Genomic DNA, 14,616 nt, shown 5'->3' with positions numbered 1-14,616 from the left:
GAGGACGATAATGGCTAGAGCAAAGTTTCTCTGCGACGCTGAACGCTGCATCGAGTGTAATGCCTGCGTAACCGCGTGTAAGAACGAGCACGAGGTGCCGTGGGGCATCAACCGCCGCAGGGTGGTGACGATCAATGACGGCAATCCGGGTGAACGCTCGATCTCGGTGGCCTGTATGCATTGTTCGGATGCGCCCTGCATGGCGGTGTGCCCGGTCGACTGCTTCTATCAGAACGAAGAAGGGGTCGTCCTGCACTCCAAGGACCTGTGCATTGGCTGCGGCTATTGCTTCTATGCGTGCCCCTTCGGCGCGCCGCAATACCCGCAGGCGGGCAACTTCGGATCGCGCGGCAAGATGGACAAATGTACCTTCTGTGCTGGCGGCCCCGAGGAAACGCACTCGACCGCAGAGTTCGCCAAATACGGACGCAACCGGATCGCAGAGGGCAAATTGCCCATCTGCGCCGAGATGTGTTCTACCAAGGCCCTGCTCGCCGGCGATGGCGACGTGGTCTCGGCTATTTACCGTGAGCGTGTCGTCGCGCGCGGATTTGGTTCGGGCGCTTGGGGTTGGGGCACGGCCTACGATCAGAAAGACGGCTGACCCCGTCTACTAAAGCAAAACGGATGACCCGCAGATGTGGGTCATCCTGCATTGGATTTTTATTGAGGTTCCGATGTTGCGCTTATTCATCGCTTTCCTGCTTTCGCTAACGCTGACCCAAGTTGCGGGCGCTCAAACCAGTGAGGGGGCCGCCCCTGCGGATTCGACCGACCGGTCTACAACCGGCGGCGCGACCACGCTTGAGGACATTCTGGCCCGCCAGCGTGGCGAGAAGGTCGACAACAGCTACAGGTCTGAAAACACCGGTCAGGGCAATGTTGAAGGCCTGCTGGGACAGTTCGGCACCCGCGGTGTTGCCTCTGACAGTGACGTCTACCGCGCGCTGCGTTACGGATCTGCGGACGTCACCGTTTCATCCCAGGGACCTGCGGACAGCGTGCTGATACAAGACGGCGGCATGTGGTGGTTGAACTTCCGAACTGGCCCGTTGCGTGAATATGGAACCTACATTCTGGGCGGAATGCTTGCGATCATTGTGCTTTTCTTTCTGATCCGAGGAAAAATCCGCATCGACGGAGAAAAAACCGGCCGCACGGTCCTTCGTTTCAATAGTTTCGAACGTTTCGGTCACTGGCTCTTTGCCGGGTCGTTCCTTGTGCTCGGCATCACAGGCCTACTGACCCTTTATGGCCGCGATTTCTTGATCCCGGTCTTTGGCAAAGAAGGGTTCGCCACTATCGCGCAAGGGTGCAAGTGGCTTCACAACAACCTCGCATGGGCCTTCATGCTGGGACTGATAATCATCACCATAAATTGGATTGCCCATAACATCCCCAACAAGACCGACCTGAAATGGTTGGCCGCCGGAGGGGGCTTGTTCACCAAAGACAGCCACCCACCAGCCAAGAAATTCAATGCGGGTCAAAAGATAATCTTCTGGGCTTGCATTCTACTGGGTGTCTCTATCAGCCTGTCAGGCCTGTCGCTGCTATTCCCGTTCGAGCTGCCGATGTTCGCCAAAACCTTCTCAATCGCCAATTCGACAGGTATTCCGCAGGCGTTGGGTCTGAACCTGCCAGTGCAGATGTCACCGCAGGAAGAGATGCAATATGCCCAAGTTTGGCATGTCATGGTCGCCTACGTGTTCATCGCCATCATCATCGCCCATATCTACCTTGGCTCGGTGGGCATGGAGGGTGCGTTTGACGCCATGGGCACCGGTGAAGTCGAAGAACAATGGGCACGCGAGCACCACTCGCTGTGGCTGGAAGAGGTGCAAGAAAAAGAGGCCGGCAAGGCAGCGGCCTCGCCTGCAGAATAGATGCGCTGGCTCGCTCTTGCGCTTGTTTTGACCCCCCTGCCCGCCTGGTCCGAGTTTTTCACGCTCAAAGGCCATGGCGGGCCGATCATGGGGATCGCTTCGGCGCCGGATGGGCGCATCGCAACGGCCAGTTTCGACAATTCGGTCGGTCTCTGGACCGGACAGACACCGGAATGGCTGGAGGGGCACGAAGCGGCAGTGAACTCGGTCGTTTTCAATGGCACTGCAATCTATTCTGCCGGGGATGACTTTACCCTCCGCCGCTGGCCTGGAGGGGATGTTGTCGGGCAGCACGAAGGCAAGATTATCGGCATTGCAGCGTCGAAAACTCATATCGCGACGGCCAGCTGGGATGGCACCATCGGCCTGTGGCCGGTGGACGGGTCCGAGCCGACCCTGCTTGGGCCAATCGGCAGCGGGGTGAATGCAGTTGCTTTTACGCCGAACGGAAAGCAGCTTTATTCGGCAGGTGTCGACGGAGCGTTGCGTATCTGGGATGTCGCCAGCGGTCAGGAAACAAATCGCCTGATCGAGCATGGTTTTGGCATCAATGAATTGGTCCTGAACGCACAAGACAACTGGATCGCCTACGGTACCGTCGATGGAGTGACACGCATCCTGAGCCTCACCACCGAAGAAGAACATGACTTTACGTTGGATCGGCGCCCGATCCTCGCCATGGCATTGAGCCCCGATCGCAAGCTGTTGGCTGTCGGCGATGGTGAGGGCTTTATAATGGTCATCGACACGGCTGAATGGCGCATTGCACAAGATTTCCGTGCCACCTTGCGCGGTCCGGTTTGGGCGCTCGCTTTTTCTGCAGATGGTCAAAATCTTCACGCAGGCGGCATTGATGAGGCAATGTACAGCTGGCCCGTTTCAGCACTGGGCGATCGCGAACAGATGGCCGCTGCCGAACCCAGCTTTCTGAAAGACCCAAGCGAGATGGGCAACGGAGAACGGCAATTTGCGCGCAAATGTTCGATCTGTCACAGCCTGACGCCGGATGGGGGTCGACGTGCAGGCCCTACCTTGCACGACATCTTTGGGCGGAAAGCGGGCACATTGCCCGGTTATTTGTACTCGGATACGCTGCAAGACTCTGATATTATTTGGAATGAAGAGACAATAAATGCTCTTTTCGACGAAGGCCCGGACCACTACATTCCGGGGTCAAAGATGCCGATGCAGCGGATCACGCAAGCACAGGACCGGATAGACCTGGTCGCGTTCCTGCGCAGCGCCACCGCACCGCAGGATTGAGCCGGAGGAGAACATGAAAGCCTTTCTGACCGCCGTCGCCGCGATGGTCGTGATCACTGTCGCCGCTCCTTACACGCTGGATCAATTCGGTTTCAGCGCCGCCGACAAGACGTCCGGTTCGGCTGTACGCCTCGACTGAATGCCGCAATACCTGACCACCCGCGAATTGGCGGATCTGCTGCGCATTGGTGAGCGGAAGGCCTATGATCTGGCATCCTCGGGCGAGATCCCCTGTGTACGCGCCATGGGCAAGCTGTTGTTCCCAAAAGCCGAGATCATAGCGTGGCTCAACGCCTCACGCTCTGGCCCCGATGTCGTCGAACCACCCCTGCCGCCGATCGTGGCAGGTAGCCACGATCCCCTGCTGGACTGGGCTTTGCGGGAAAGCGGCTCTGGGCTTGCGACTTACTATGATGGGTCTTTCGACGGGCTGAATCGTCTCGCGGAGCGCAGCGCACAGGCGGCGGCCTTGCATATCCACGAACCGGACGGCTTCAACACTCAGACCCTGCGCGACACGATAGGCGAAGCACCTGTGATCCTCTATCAGATTGCCAACCGGCAGCGCGGCCTGTTGCTGGCACCCGGCACTTCGGACATCTCGGGGTTTCAGGATTTGAAAGGCAGACGGATCATTCTGCGGCAAGACAGCGCCGCCAGCCAGCGTCTGTTCGATGCACTGCTCAGCGCCCACGGTCTGGGTCGTGATGATCTGAACACCTTGCCTGTTTGCGCCCGCACCGAGGAAGAACTGGCCACCGCTCTGCGTGACGGCAAGGCAGAGGTTGGTTTTGGCCTCGGTGCACTGGCGCGCCCGTACGGGCTAAGTTTTGTGCCCACCCATTCCGAGCGTCTGGACCTTGCAATCTGGCGCCGCGCCTTCTTCGAGGTCCCCATGCAGACGCTGACCCAGTTTTTGAAATCCGAGCGTTTTACCGAACGCGCTGATGAAATAGGCGGCTATGACCTCGCAAATCTGGGTCGGATCCACCACAACGGCGCCAGTGGTTGATCTGTCGTCTATTCGCGGTTGCGCTAACCCAAGTCGAACTTACTGTGCGTTTGGAAAAAACAACTGCTCACCATCCAGCGTGTAAGACGCAATCGCCGCCTGTCCATCAGGGCCGATAAGCCAATCGATAAACCTTTGCCCGGCAGCGGCGCGAACGCCGGAGTGCTTTTCAGGGTTCACGAGGATTACACCATATTGGTTAAACAGGCGCGGATCGCCCTCGACCAAGACCTCCAGATTGCCCCGGTTTCCGAAAGACAACCAAGTCGCCCGGTCGGTCAGAGCATACGCGTCCATGCCGCTGGCCACGTTCAGCGTTGCCCCCATCCCCGATCCGGTCTCGCGATACCAAGTCCCCGAGGCCTCCGTCGGGTCAACCCCGGTCGCCTCCCAATAGCGCATCTCGGCTTTGTGAGTGCCGCTATCATCACCTCGCGAGGCAAAGGGTACCTTCGTTTCGGCCACAGCTGTCAAAGCGGTTGTAATGTCGTTGCCCCCGGCAATTCCGGCCGGATCAGATTTTGGGCCAACCAATACAAAATCATTGTACATGACATCGAACCGTTCGACACCCCAACCGTCTGCTACAAACTGCTCTTCAGCGGGCTTGGAGTGAACCAGAAGAACATCGCCATCGCCGTTGATTGCGTTCCGGATCGCCTGACCGGTCCCGACGGCCACAACCCGTACATCGATACCGGTTTCAGCCTCAAACCCTGGCAGGATATAGTCCAGCAGACCCGAGTTCTGCGTCGAGGTCGTGGATTGCACGACGATAAAGGGTTCTTCCGCCAAACCTGCGCCTGTGGTCAGTCCAAGCGCAACAATTGATGCCCGAACGAAATCAGGGATCATTCGAAGTCTCCATCTCTGTTCATCAGGTTACCAGACCGCCAGCCAGATACCGGCGCGACTCGTTGCTTTTTGGGGTTTCCAGCACCTGCTGTGCCCCCCCATGTTCAACCACATGCCCTGCCTGCATCATCACGATGTCAGATGCCAGGCGCCGCGCCTGCCCGATGTCATGCGTCACCATCACGATGCGCACACCCCGGGCCGAGGCACGCAGGACCATCCGCTCGATCATCTGCATGGCGCTTGGATCCAATGCGCTGGTGGGTTCGTCCAGAAACAAGGTCCTGGGGTCTAAGGCCAACGCGCGCAGGATCGCCAACCTTTGCGCCTCGCCACCAGACAGCGAACGCGCGGATTGACGTGCCTTGCCATCCAGTCCACCTTCGGCCAGCAAAGCTTCAATACGATGCCTGCGCAGGGCACGGGGCATCGATTTCCGCTTTAGCACAAAGTCCAGATTGGCCGCGACCGAGCGGCGCAGCAACACGGGGCTTTGAAACACCATCGCCTGCCGCGCTTTGTGGGCTGCATTCAACACAACACCGTCCTGACAGACACGCCCGCTGTCGGGTTGAATCAGACCATGCAGACAACGCAGCAACAGACTTTTGCCAGCGCCGTTTGGACCCAAGATCATGGTCGGACCCGGGCCATCCAGACACAAATGCGGGACATCGAGCAGCACCTTGCCTTCGCGCGCAATGTGCAACCCGTGAACCTCCAACATACCCGGCGCCTCGGTCACGACATCACGCATGGCGCAGCCCTTCCCGCTCGGCCCGCAGGGTCAACGCGCTGACCATCGCGTTTACCGCCACGGCCAAACCGATCAGGATCACACCCAAGGCCAGCGCCAGCGCCAAATTCCCCTTCGAGGTTTCGAGCGCAATCGTGGTCGTCATCACGCGCGTCACGTGATTGATATTGCCGCCGACAATAATCACCGCGCCTACCTCGGCGATTGCCCGGCCAAACCCGGCCAGTAATGCGGTGACCAGCGCCAGACGCGCGTCCCACAACAGCACCGGGATCGAAGCCAACCGCGATACGCCGAGCGAGCGGAGCTGTTCAGAATACTCCTCAGCCAGCATCTCGACTACCTGCCGGGTAAGTGCGGCCATGATCGGCGTCACCAGCACCACCTGCGCTATGATCATTGCGGTGGGGGTGTAGAGAAGTTCCAGCACCCCCAGAGGACCGGATCGGGACAACATCAGGTAGACCAGCAAACCGACGACGACTGGTGGGAACCCCATCAGAGCGTTCACAAGGATAATCAGCGCCCGCCGTCCCGGAAACCGCGCGACGGCCAAAGCTGCCCCAATAGGCATCCCGATGACCGCCGAAATCAGAACAGCAAAGATCGAAACACGCAGCGACAACAACACAATTGCCCACAGCTCTGCATCCCCTTCGAGGATCAGCGAGAGTGCCTGAGTGAATTCTGATGCAAATCCTTGCATATTTTACCATTCATGCCGTATGATGTGACAAAATGCTATAAATTACAGGGAAATACTAAAGGTTCTGGCCAGCAAGTACAGGCACAAATTCGACATTCAAAACTAAGAACGCGGCCCCGTCAGGGCCGCGTTTGATTGGCACGTCTTTTGCTGTAGCTGGTTCAGTTCAGCGCAGCGTCGGTGATCTGATGTGTCCATGCCCCTTCAGGCTTTTTGGTGATAACTGGATCAGATCCGCCCGCCAGCAGGGTATCAACCGTGCGGTCGAAATCGGCTGGATCCAGCGCCCCGTTCGACCCTGCGGTCAGCTTGGCAATCTCGCCCATCATGCGCTTTTGATGCTCTTCTGTCTGGGCACCGGTTGCATCGTTTTCGAGAACGATCTCGGCGGCTTCATCCGGGTTCTCTTCGGCGTATTTCCAACCCTTCATCGAGGCACGGACAAACCGTTCCATCTTATCGGTGAAGGCCGCATCGCTCAAATTTTCTTCAAGCACATATAGACCATCCTCAAGCGTGGCGACGCCCTGATCTTCGTATTTGAAGGTTACCAGTTCTTCAGGCGTGACACCGGCATCAATGACCTGCCAATACTCATTGTAGGTCATGGTGCTGATGCAATCGGCCTGACGCTGCAGCAGCGGGTCTACGTTAAAGCCTTGTTTCAGCACTTCGACACCGCTGTCGCTTTTGCCATCGGTACCGATTCCCAGCTGACTCATCCAGCTCATGAACGGGAATTCGTTGCCGAAGAACCAGACTCCCAGCGTGCGATTTTTGAGATCTTCGGGCGAGGCAATCCCCGCATCTTTCCAGCAGGTCAGCATCATGCCCGAGCTCTTGAAAGGCTGCGCGATGTTCACCAGAGGCAGACCCTTTTCGCGCGCAGCAAGTGCAGCCGGCATCCATTCCACCGTAACGTCTGCTCCGCCACCTGCGATCACCTGTGTAGGCGCAATATCAGGACCACCGGGCAGAATGGTGACGTCCAGCCCTTCTTCTTCGTAGAACCCTTTGTCTTTTGCCACATAATAGCCCGCAAACTGCGCTTGCGTGACCCACTTCAATTGCAGTGTCACCTCATCCGCAGCAAGTGTCGCACTGGCTGCCAGGCTAAAGGCCGCAACCGCCCCACTGAGTAGCTTCTTCATCTTCATATCTCCTAGTTGCTTATGTTTGCCCCGTTTATGGGGTCTGTTGAATTATTCCTTTATCCTCGCTGCGACGGATGCCAGAAGGTCACCGCCTTTTCGATCATCGCCACTACGCCATAGAAGGCCGTCCCCGCCAGCGCGGCCACTACAATCTCGGCCCACACCATATCCAGCGACAATTGCCCGACGCTGGTCGATATCCGAAAGCCCATGCCCAATGTGGGGGAGCCAAAGAACTCAGCCACGATAGCGCCGATCAGCGCCAGAGTGGTAGAAATCTTTAGCCCGTTGAAAATAAACGGCATCGCGGCGGGGAGGCGAAGTTTCAGGAAGCTCTGCCAATAGGTGGCGGCATAGGTCTCCATCAGATCGCGCTGCATCGTTGTGGCTTCGCGCAGCCCTGCCACCGTGTTCACCAGCATCGGGAAGAACACCATCACTACGACGACCGCCGCCTTGGAATGCCAGTCGAACCCGAACCACATCACTAGAATGGGTGCGGTGCCCACGATCGGCAGCGCTGCAACAAAGTTGCCGACGGGAAGAAGCCCGAGGCGCAGGAAATCCCATCTATCCACGGCAATTGCCATGAGAAAGGCCGAACCGCAGCCGATGATGTAGCCGCTGAGTGCTCCCTTGATGATCGTTTGAACAAAGTCAGCCCAAAGTGTCGGCAAACTGTCCCAGAAACGGTCCCAGATGACTGATGGCGCGGGCAGAATGACCAAGGGCACTTCTAGCCCACGCACCACCAGCTCCCAGATGCCAATCACGGTCAGACCGAAGATCAGGGGCGCAAGAAACCGCACCATCCGTGTGTCAGAATAGGGTCCGCTGGCCAGACGGCTGTTCAACCACCAGCCCAATAACCAGACAGCGATTGCACCAAGAATAGGTATCATTGTGCCATCCCCATTCGTTTCAGGACGGTCCGCTCGATCAGCCCCAGCAACCCGACGAGACAGGCGGCGAGAATGGCTGCAGCAAACAGCGCCGACCAGATCTGTACCGTCTGGCCATAGTAGCTACCGGCCAGCAGCCGTGCACCCAACCCGGCAACAGCCCCGGTCGGCAGTTCTCCAACAATGGCCCCGACCAGCGACGCAGCGACGCCAATTTTCAGCGATGTAAACAGATAGGGCATCGAGGCCGGCAGCCGCAGTTTCCAAAACCCTTGCGAACGGCTGGCATTGTAGGTTCGCAGCAAATCCAACTGCATAGCATCCGGGCTGCGCAGCCCTTTTACCATGCCTACGACGACGGGGAAGAAACTCAGATACGCCGAAATGATCGCCTTCGGAATGATCCCTTGAACCCCAACAGAATACAGAACAACAATGATCATCGGAGCCAACGCAATGATAGGAATGGTCTGGCTGACGATCGCCCAGGGCATCACCGACAGATCCATCACCCGACTGTGCACGATCCCGACCGCCAGTAGGATGCCCAACCCGGTTCCGATAGCGAAACCCAGCATCGTAGCGCTCAGCGTGACCCAGCCATGATAAATCAGAGAGCGTTTCGAGGTGATTTTTTTCTCAATCGTGGTTTCCCACAACTCAATCCCAACTTGATGGGGTGCAGGCAGACGGGGGCGGTCCTGCTCCCATGTGGCTGGAATTGCAAACGCGTTGTTCAAGGCCAGACCGATCTCCCCCATGTCCCGGCGATCCTTGGCTGAAGGTGGCTGGACTTCAGCACCCGCGCGCTCCTGTTCAGTCAGAACCCCTTTGATATTCATAGGAATACAGGCCGCGTACCAGACAACGACAATGGCGGCGATCACGGTGAGGACTGCAATGATCTGCTTCATGCGTGCCACTCCATCCGAATGACAGGCACTGTGTCAGGTGGCACCGGAGGCTCTCTTCCCGTCTCAACAAAGCCCTCGCGCCGATAAAACCGTTGCGCGTCGACATTTGGCACATGTGTGGTCAGCCAAAGATGGTCGCGCCCCTCCTTCGCCTTATCCAGCAATTGCTTGCCGATGCCCTGCCCAGTGCGCAAACAATACAGCGCACCAACCTTATGTTCGACCGGATCGACAGACATATAGCAATCAATCGGATCACCTGCGATCCAGATGTCCCTGTTCGGAAACGCCTCAAGGATCAGATCCGCCAGCTTTTCTTCTGGCAATTCCTCGGGTATCCAATCGGTCTGGGCGGCCCAGGTCGCGATGATGCGCGCGCAATCCCCCACATCTTCGCGGGATGCCCGTCTGATGCCTTTATCCGCCATCACACATCATCCCCATGACCCGCTCGCAATCCTTCTCGCACGCGGTGGGCGACTTCGATAAACTCGGGCGTATCACGGATATCCAAAGGCCGCTCTTTCGGCAGAGGGCTATCGATCACATCCGTGATCCGGCCGGGCCGAGGGCTCATTACCACGATTTTGGTGCTGAGATACACCGCTTCGGGGATCGAATGTGTCACGAAACCGATGGTCTTCTCGGTGCGCGCCCATAATGCCAGAAGCTGTTCGTTCAGATGGTCGCGCACGATCTCATCGAGCGCACCGAACGGCTCGTCCATCAGCAGAATATCCGCATCAAATGCCAAGGCCCGCGCGATACTGGCCCGCTGTTGCATCCCGCCCGAGAGCTGCCAGGGGAACTTACCGCCAAATCCATTAAGATCAACAAGTTCCAGAACCTTTCTAACGCGTTCCTCCTGCTCGGCGGAGGAATAGCCCATGATCTCAAGCGGCAGCTTGATGTTCTTTGCAATGGTCCGCCAAGGGTAGAGCCCGGCCGCCTGAAACACATACCCATAAGCGCGCTTTCGCCGTGCTTCGTCAGGCGTCATGCCATTCACGGTCAGGGTCCCGCCGGTCGGTGTTTCGAGCGCTGCGATACAGCGCAGGAACGTCGTCTTGCCGCAGCCCGAGGGGCCGATAAAACTAACGAACTCCCCCTTGCCAATCGACAAGTTCACATCTTTCAGCGCATGAATAGGCCCATCATTCGTCTGAAATGTAAGATCCAGCTGCCTTGCCTCAATAACGGGCTGAGTAGTATTTTCTGTATTCATTCCATTGCCTTGAAGAAGCTCAGACCCGGATCGCCGGAAAGGCGACCCAAGGGGTTTATACACCCGTTGCCGGAATACCCGTCCGCTCAACCGGTCGAGGCGCGGTCAGCTCTTTCCAGGTGCTCAGCGCCTTGTTCACATGGGTGTTGGCCTCGCGCGCAACGAACTTCCCGTGCCCTTCCTGAGTCTGAATCTCGCCATCATGTACAGCCACCGCACCGCGGGTCAGCGTGAACCGGGGCAGCCCTCGCACCTCTTTGCCCTCGAAGACGTTGTAGTCGATCGATGACTGCTGCGTATCAGCCGAGATCACCTTGGCCTTATCCGGATCCCAAACCACCAAATCTGCATCAGCGCCCACAAGAACCGCACCTTTTTTCGGATAACAATTCAATATCTTGGCGATGTTAGTTGAAGTAACAGCCACGAACTCATTCGGCGTCAATCGCCCGGTATTCACCCCATGGGTCCACAGCATCGGCATCCGGTCCTCCAACCCGCCGGTGCCGTTCGGGATCTTGGTGAAATCCCCAACGCCATAGCGTTTCTGCTCGGTCGTAAAGGCACAGTGATCCGTGGCCACCACACTCAGTGTTCCGGACTGCAAACCGTTCCACAAGCTATCCTGATGCTGTTTGTTCCGGAACGGAGGGCTCATGACCCGACGTGCCGCGTGCTCCCAATCGTGGTGGAAGTATTCACTCTCATCCAATGTCAGGTGTTGGATCAAAGGTTCGCCCCAAACCCGCTTGCCCTGCATCTTGGCGCGCCGGATGGCCTCGTGCGCCTCCTCACAGGAAGTATGCACCACATAGAGCGGCACACCCGCCATATCTGCAATCATGATCGCCCGGTTGGTTGCCTCACCTTCCACCTGCGGTGGGCGGGAATAAGCATGTGCCTCTGGTCCAGTATTGCCTTCGGCGAGCAGTTTCGCGCTCAGCTCAGCAACCACATCGCCGTTCTCGGCATGCACCATCGCAGTGCCGCCCAGCTCGGCCAAACGCTTGAACGAGGCAAAAAGCTCATCGTCGTTCACCATCAGTGCGCCTTTATAGGCCATGAAATGCTTGAACGTGTTGATGCCGCGCGTCTCGATGACGGTTTTGATGTCATCAAACACCTGCTCGCCCCACCAGGTCACCGCCATATGGAACGAATAATCACAATTCGCGCGCGTAGACTTGTTGTCCCAACGCTTCAGGGCGTCCAACAGGCTTTCGCCCGGATTAGGCAACGCGAAATCCACAACCATCGTGGTCCCGCCTGCCAGCGCTGCGCGCGTGCCGCTTTCGAAATCATCGCTGGAATAGGTTCCCATAAACGGCATTTCCAGATGCGTGTGCGGGTCGATCCCTCCGGGCATGACATAACAGCCCGATGCATCAAGTTCCTTATCACCTCGCAGGTCCGGCCCAATCTCAGTAATCACACCACCTTCGACCTTTACATCCGCCTTATAGGTCAGATCAGCGGTCACAACGGTTCCGTTCTTGATTACAGTGCTCATGTTAAACTCCCTGATGCGGTCTACGCCGCTTGCTTCATCTGGCTAAAAATATCCCGGGGGAGCCGCCCATCGGGCGACGGGGGCAGAGCCCCCTATTCCACAATCTCTGCTGTCTCAACGACCGCATGCAACAGAACATCCGCCCCAGCTGCAGCCCAATCCTTGCTGATCTCCTCAGCTTCATTATGGCTCAACCCATCAACGCATGGGCACATCACCATCGCTGTTGGCGCCACCCGGTTGATCCAGCAGGCATCATGACCGGCGCCCGAGATGATATCCGTATGCGAATACCCCAACCGCTCAGCCGCATCGCGCACAGCCGCCACGCAACCCTCATCAAACTTCACCGGATCAAAACCGCCCACTTTCTCGAATTCGATCTGCAGCCCCATCTCTTCGACGATATCTTCAGCTGCGACTCGCAGACGGTTCTCCATATCAGTGATAACGTCCAACTCGGGCGAGCGAAAATCGACCGTGAACACTGCCTTTCCGGGGATCACATTGCGTGAGTTCGGATAGACATCGATATGCCCCGCCGCACCCACGGCATGAGGTGCATGCGACCATGCAATCTCGTCGACTTTCTCAAGAATACGCGCCATCGCCAGCCCGGCATTCTTGCGCATCGGCATCGGCGTAGACCCAGTATGCGCATCCTTGCCGGTCACGGTAACCTGGGTCCAGCTCAAACCCTGACCATGGGTTACAACGCCAATATCCTTACCTTCAGCTTCCAGAATCGGGCCCTGTTCAATGTGCAGCTCAAAGAAAGCGTGCATCTTGCGCGCACCAACCTCTTCATCGCCGCGCCAACCGATGCGGTTCAGTTCATCCCCGAACTTCTTTCCTTCGGCATCCTCACGTGCATAAGCCCAGTCCTGAGTGTGCATTCCGGCAAACACCCCCGAAGACAACATCGCCGGGGCATATCGCGTCCCTTCTTCGTTGGTCCAATTGGTGGCCACAATAGGGTGCTTGGTCTTGATGCCTAGGTCATTCAGCGTGCGAATGATCTCCAGCCCACCAAGCACGCCAAGAACGCCATCATACTTGCCACCTGTGGGCTGCGTATCCAAATGCGACCCTACATAAACCGGCAGAGCCTCAGGGTCCGCTCCCTCTCGTCGGGCAAACATGTTGCCCATCTGGTCCAACCCCATCGAGCAACCGGCATCCTCGCACCATTTCTGAAACAGCGCGCGCCCGTCGGCGTCCTCGTCCGTTAGCGTCTGACGGTTGTTCCCACCCGCGACGCCTGGGCCGATCTTGGCCATCTCCATCAGGCTGTCCCATAACCTGTCGCCATTGATCCTGAGATTCTGCGCCGGAGCTGCCATCTTGTTCTTCCCTGTTGCTTGCGATTTGGCTCGCTTTTGGTGTCTTGATTTGACCATCTGGTCAAACTCACGCTATCACGGGTTCGACATCAGTCAAGAAATTGCAGTGGCCTGCCGGAATTTTCGACATAATTGACGCCCAACTGGCCGAAAAAAGGACAACAGGTGAACATGCCCAAAGACCGCGCCCCAACCCGGATTCAGCAAAAGAACCGAGCAGCGATTCTCGAGGCGGCCCTGAATGTGTTCTCAGCCCACGGTTTTCGCGGTGCAACCGTCGACCAAATTGCAGCTGAGGCGGGGCTAAGCAAGCCCAATCTGCTCTATTATTTTCCATCGAAAGAAGCGATCCATACAGCCCTGTTGTCGGGTCTGCTTGAAGTCTGGCTCGCTCCCCTGCACGCGTTGAATGAGGATGGCGACCCGCTGGAAGAAATACTGTCTTATATCCAACGCAAGCTTGAGATGAGCCGCGACCTGCCGCGCGAGAGCCGCCTCTTTGCCAATGAGCTTGTTCAGGGCGCGCCGCGCATTCATGAAGCTTTGTCCAGCGATCTCAAAAAACTGGTCGATGAAAAAACCACGATTCTGACAAGCTGGATGGCTCAGGGCAAAATTGCACGAGTCCATCCCTATCATCTGATTTTTTCGATCTGGGCGCTGACACAGCATTATGCGGATTTCGATGTTCAAGTCCGGGCAATTCTTGGGGAAGAAGACCCTTTCGAAGGCGCGGTTCCGTTCGTAGAAACGCTCTATCGAAAACTGCTTACACCTTAAGAAACGCTTAACCCTATTGAGAAATAGCTCGGGATATGAAGACGTATCGCCCAGATCCCGAGGCTTGGATCACCCAGCTTTTCTCGTCCGGATCTGCTCGAACGGGAGCTGTTGGGCGACGCTCAGTTGCTTGGGTCGAACGCGAGGTTGGTCACGCGGCTTTTCAGGCAGAAGTGAAACGGCGCGGATACCATTTGATCCGCACCGCCAATCAATATGTCATCATCTGCCACAACGGACCCATCGACATTCTGTTCTGAGTAAATTCGTCGAATTTTCTCCGCCAAGATTTTTCGACGAAAAATCTCT

The 14,616-nt window shown here is 57.2% G+C and carries 17 protein-coding genes; 7 read left to right on the top strand and 10 right to left on the bottom strand.

Annotated elements, in window-relative coordinates; genetic code table 11:
- The first annotated feature begins 10 nt into the window (after positions 1-10).
- The 5 genes from fdh3B (at position 11) to ACR0AY_RS00995 (ending at position 4,161) form a co-directional block, all read left to right on the top strand.
- A complete protein-coding gene (fdh3B, locus tag ACR0AY_RS01015) occupies positions 11-604 on the top strand; it encodes a formate dehydrogenase FDH3 subunit beta (protein WP_037307340.1) in 594 nt (197 codons plus the stop codon).
- A gap of 73 nt (positions 605-677) precedes the next feature.
- Positions 678-1,886, top strand: a complete 1,209-nt coding sequence (locus ACR0AY_RS01010; RefSeq protein WP_170510449.1) for a formate dehydrogenase subunit gamma — start codon at positions 678-680, stop codon at positions 1,884-1,886.
- Positions 1,887-3,149, top strand: coding sequence for a c-type cytochrome (locus ACR0AY_RS01005; RefSeq protein ID WP_170510452.1), 1,263 nt, complete (start codon positions 1,887-1,889; stop codon positions 3,147-3,149).
- 13 nt (positions 3,150-3,162) lie between these two features.
- On the top strand, positions 3,163-3,288 hold the full coding sequence (locus tag ACR0AY_RS01000; protein ID WP_255612119.1) for a hypothetical protein: 126 nt from the start codon (positions 3,163-3,165) through the stop codon (positions 3,286-3,288).
- Positions 3,289-4,161 (top strand): helix-turn-helix transcriptional regulator, encoded by an 873-nt coding sequence (locus ACR0AY_RS00995; protein ID WP_170510455.1) that lies wholly within the window; start codon positions 3,289-3,291, stop codon positions 4,159-4,161.
- A gap of 39 nt (positions 4,162-4,200) precedes the next feature.
- On the opposite strand, the gene ACR0AY_RS00990 is transcribed toward ACR0AY_RS00995, so the two are convergent.
- From ACR0AY_RS00990 to ACR0AY_RS00945, 10 genes are all read right to left on the bottom strand, one after another.
- A complete protein-coding gene (locus tag ACR0AY_RS00990; RefSeq protein WP_170510458.1) occupies positions 4,201-5,016 on the bottom strand; it encodes a substrate-binding domain-containing protein in 816 nt (271 codons plus the stop codon).
- Positions 5,017-5,038: 22 nt separating this feature from the next.
- Entirely contained in the window at positions 5,039-5,773 is a 735-nt protein-coding gene (locus tag ACR0AY_RS00985; protein ID WP_170510461.1) for an ATP-binding cassette domain-containing protein, read from the bottom strand.
- The gene (locus tag ACR0AY_RS00980) at positions 5,766-6,479 is read right to left on the bottom strand and encodes an ABC transporter permease (RefSeq protein WP_170421167.1); all 714 of its coding nucleotides are present in this window, start codon (positions 6,477-6,479) and stop codon (positions 5,766-5,768) included. Before ACR0AY_RS00980 ends, ACR0AY_RS00985 begins: the two co-directional genes overlap by 8 nt.
- Before the next feature lie 161 nt (positions 6,480-6,640).
- Entirely contained in the window at positions 6,641-7,630 is a 990-nt protein-coding gene (locus ACR0AY_RS00975; protein ID WP_170393369.1) for an ABC transporter substrate-binding protein, read from the bottom strand.
- Between the two features lie 59 nt (positions 7,631-7,689).
- Positions 7,690-8,535: an ABC transporter permease gene (locus ACR0AY_RS00970; protein WP_170421165.1), complete on the bottom strand. Its 846-nt coding sequence runs from the start codon at positions 8,533-8,535 to the stop codon at positions 7,690-7,692.
- Complete coding sequence (locus tag ACR0AY_RS00965; protein WP_170405143.1) at positions 8,532-9,449, bottom strand: ABC transporter permease; 918 nt, start codon at positions 9,447-9,449, stop codon at positions 8,532-8,534. Before ACR0AY_RS00965 ends, ACR0AY_RS00970 begins: the two co-directional genes overlap by 4 nt.
- Entirely contained in the window at positions 9,446-9,877 is a 432-nt protein-coding gene (locus ACR0AY_RS00960; protein WP_170393374.1) for a GNAT family N-acetyltransferase, read from the bottom strand. The genes ACR0AY_RS00965 and ACR0AY_RS00960 overlap by 4 nt, the downstream gene beginning before the upstream one ends.
- On the bottom strand, positions 9,877-10,674 hold the full coding sequence (locus tag ACR0AY_RS00955; protein WP_170510463.1) for an ABC transporter ATP-binding protein: 798 nt from the start codon (positions 10,672-10,674) through the stop codon (positions 9,877-9,879). Before ACR0AY_RS00955 ends, ACR0AY_RS00960 begins: the two co-directional genes overlap by 1 nt.
- A gap of 55 nt (positions 10,675-10,729) precedes the next feature.
- Entirely contained in the window at positions 10,730-12,184 is a 1,455-nt protein-coding gene (hydA, locus tag ACR0AY_RS00950) for a dihydropyrimidinase (RefSeq protein WP_170393377.1), read from the bottom strand.
- A 92-nt stretch (positions 12,185-12,276) separates the two neighbouring features.
- Entirely contained in the window at positions 12,277-13,527 is a 1,251-nt protein-coding gene (locus ACR0AY_RS00945) for a Zn-dependent hydrolase (protein ID WP_170510466.1), read from the bottom strand.
- Positions 13,528-13,698: 171 nt separating this feature from the next.
- On the opposite strand from ACR0AY_RS00945, the gene ACR0AY_RS00940 reads away from it, so the two are divergent.
- Positions 13,699-14,307 (top strand): TetR family transcriptional regulator C-terminal domain-containing protein, encoded by a 609-nt coding sequence (locus tag ACR0AY_RS00940; RefSeq protein WP_170393378.1) that lies wholly within the window; start codon positions 13,699-13,701, stop codon positions 14,305-14,307.
- A gap of 35 nt (positions 14,308-14,342) precedes the next feature.
- On the top strand, positions 14,343-14,567 hold the full coding sequence (locus ACR0AY_RS00935) for an N-(5'-phosphoribosyl)anthranilate isomerase (protein ID WP_170510469.1): 225 nt from the start codon (positions 14,343-14,345) through the stop codon (positions 14,565-14,567).
- The last annotated feature ends 49 nt before the right edge of the window (positions 14,568-14,616 follow it).

Source organism: Ruegeria sp. A5 (assembly GCF_056543005.1).
The sequence above is the reverse complement of the archived record's forward strand: the minus strand, read 5'-3'. Positions and strand labels throughout refer to the sequence as shown.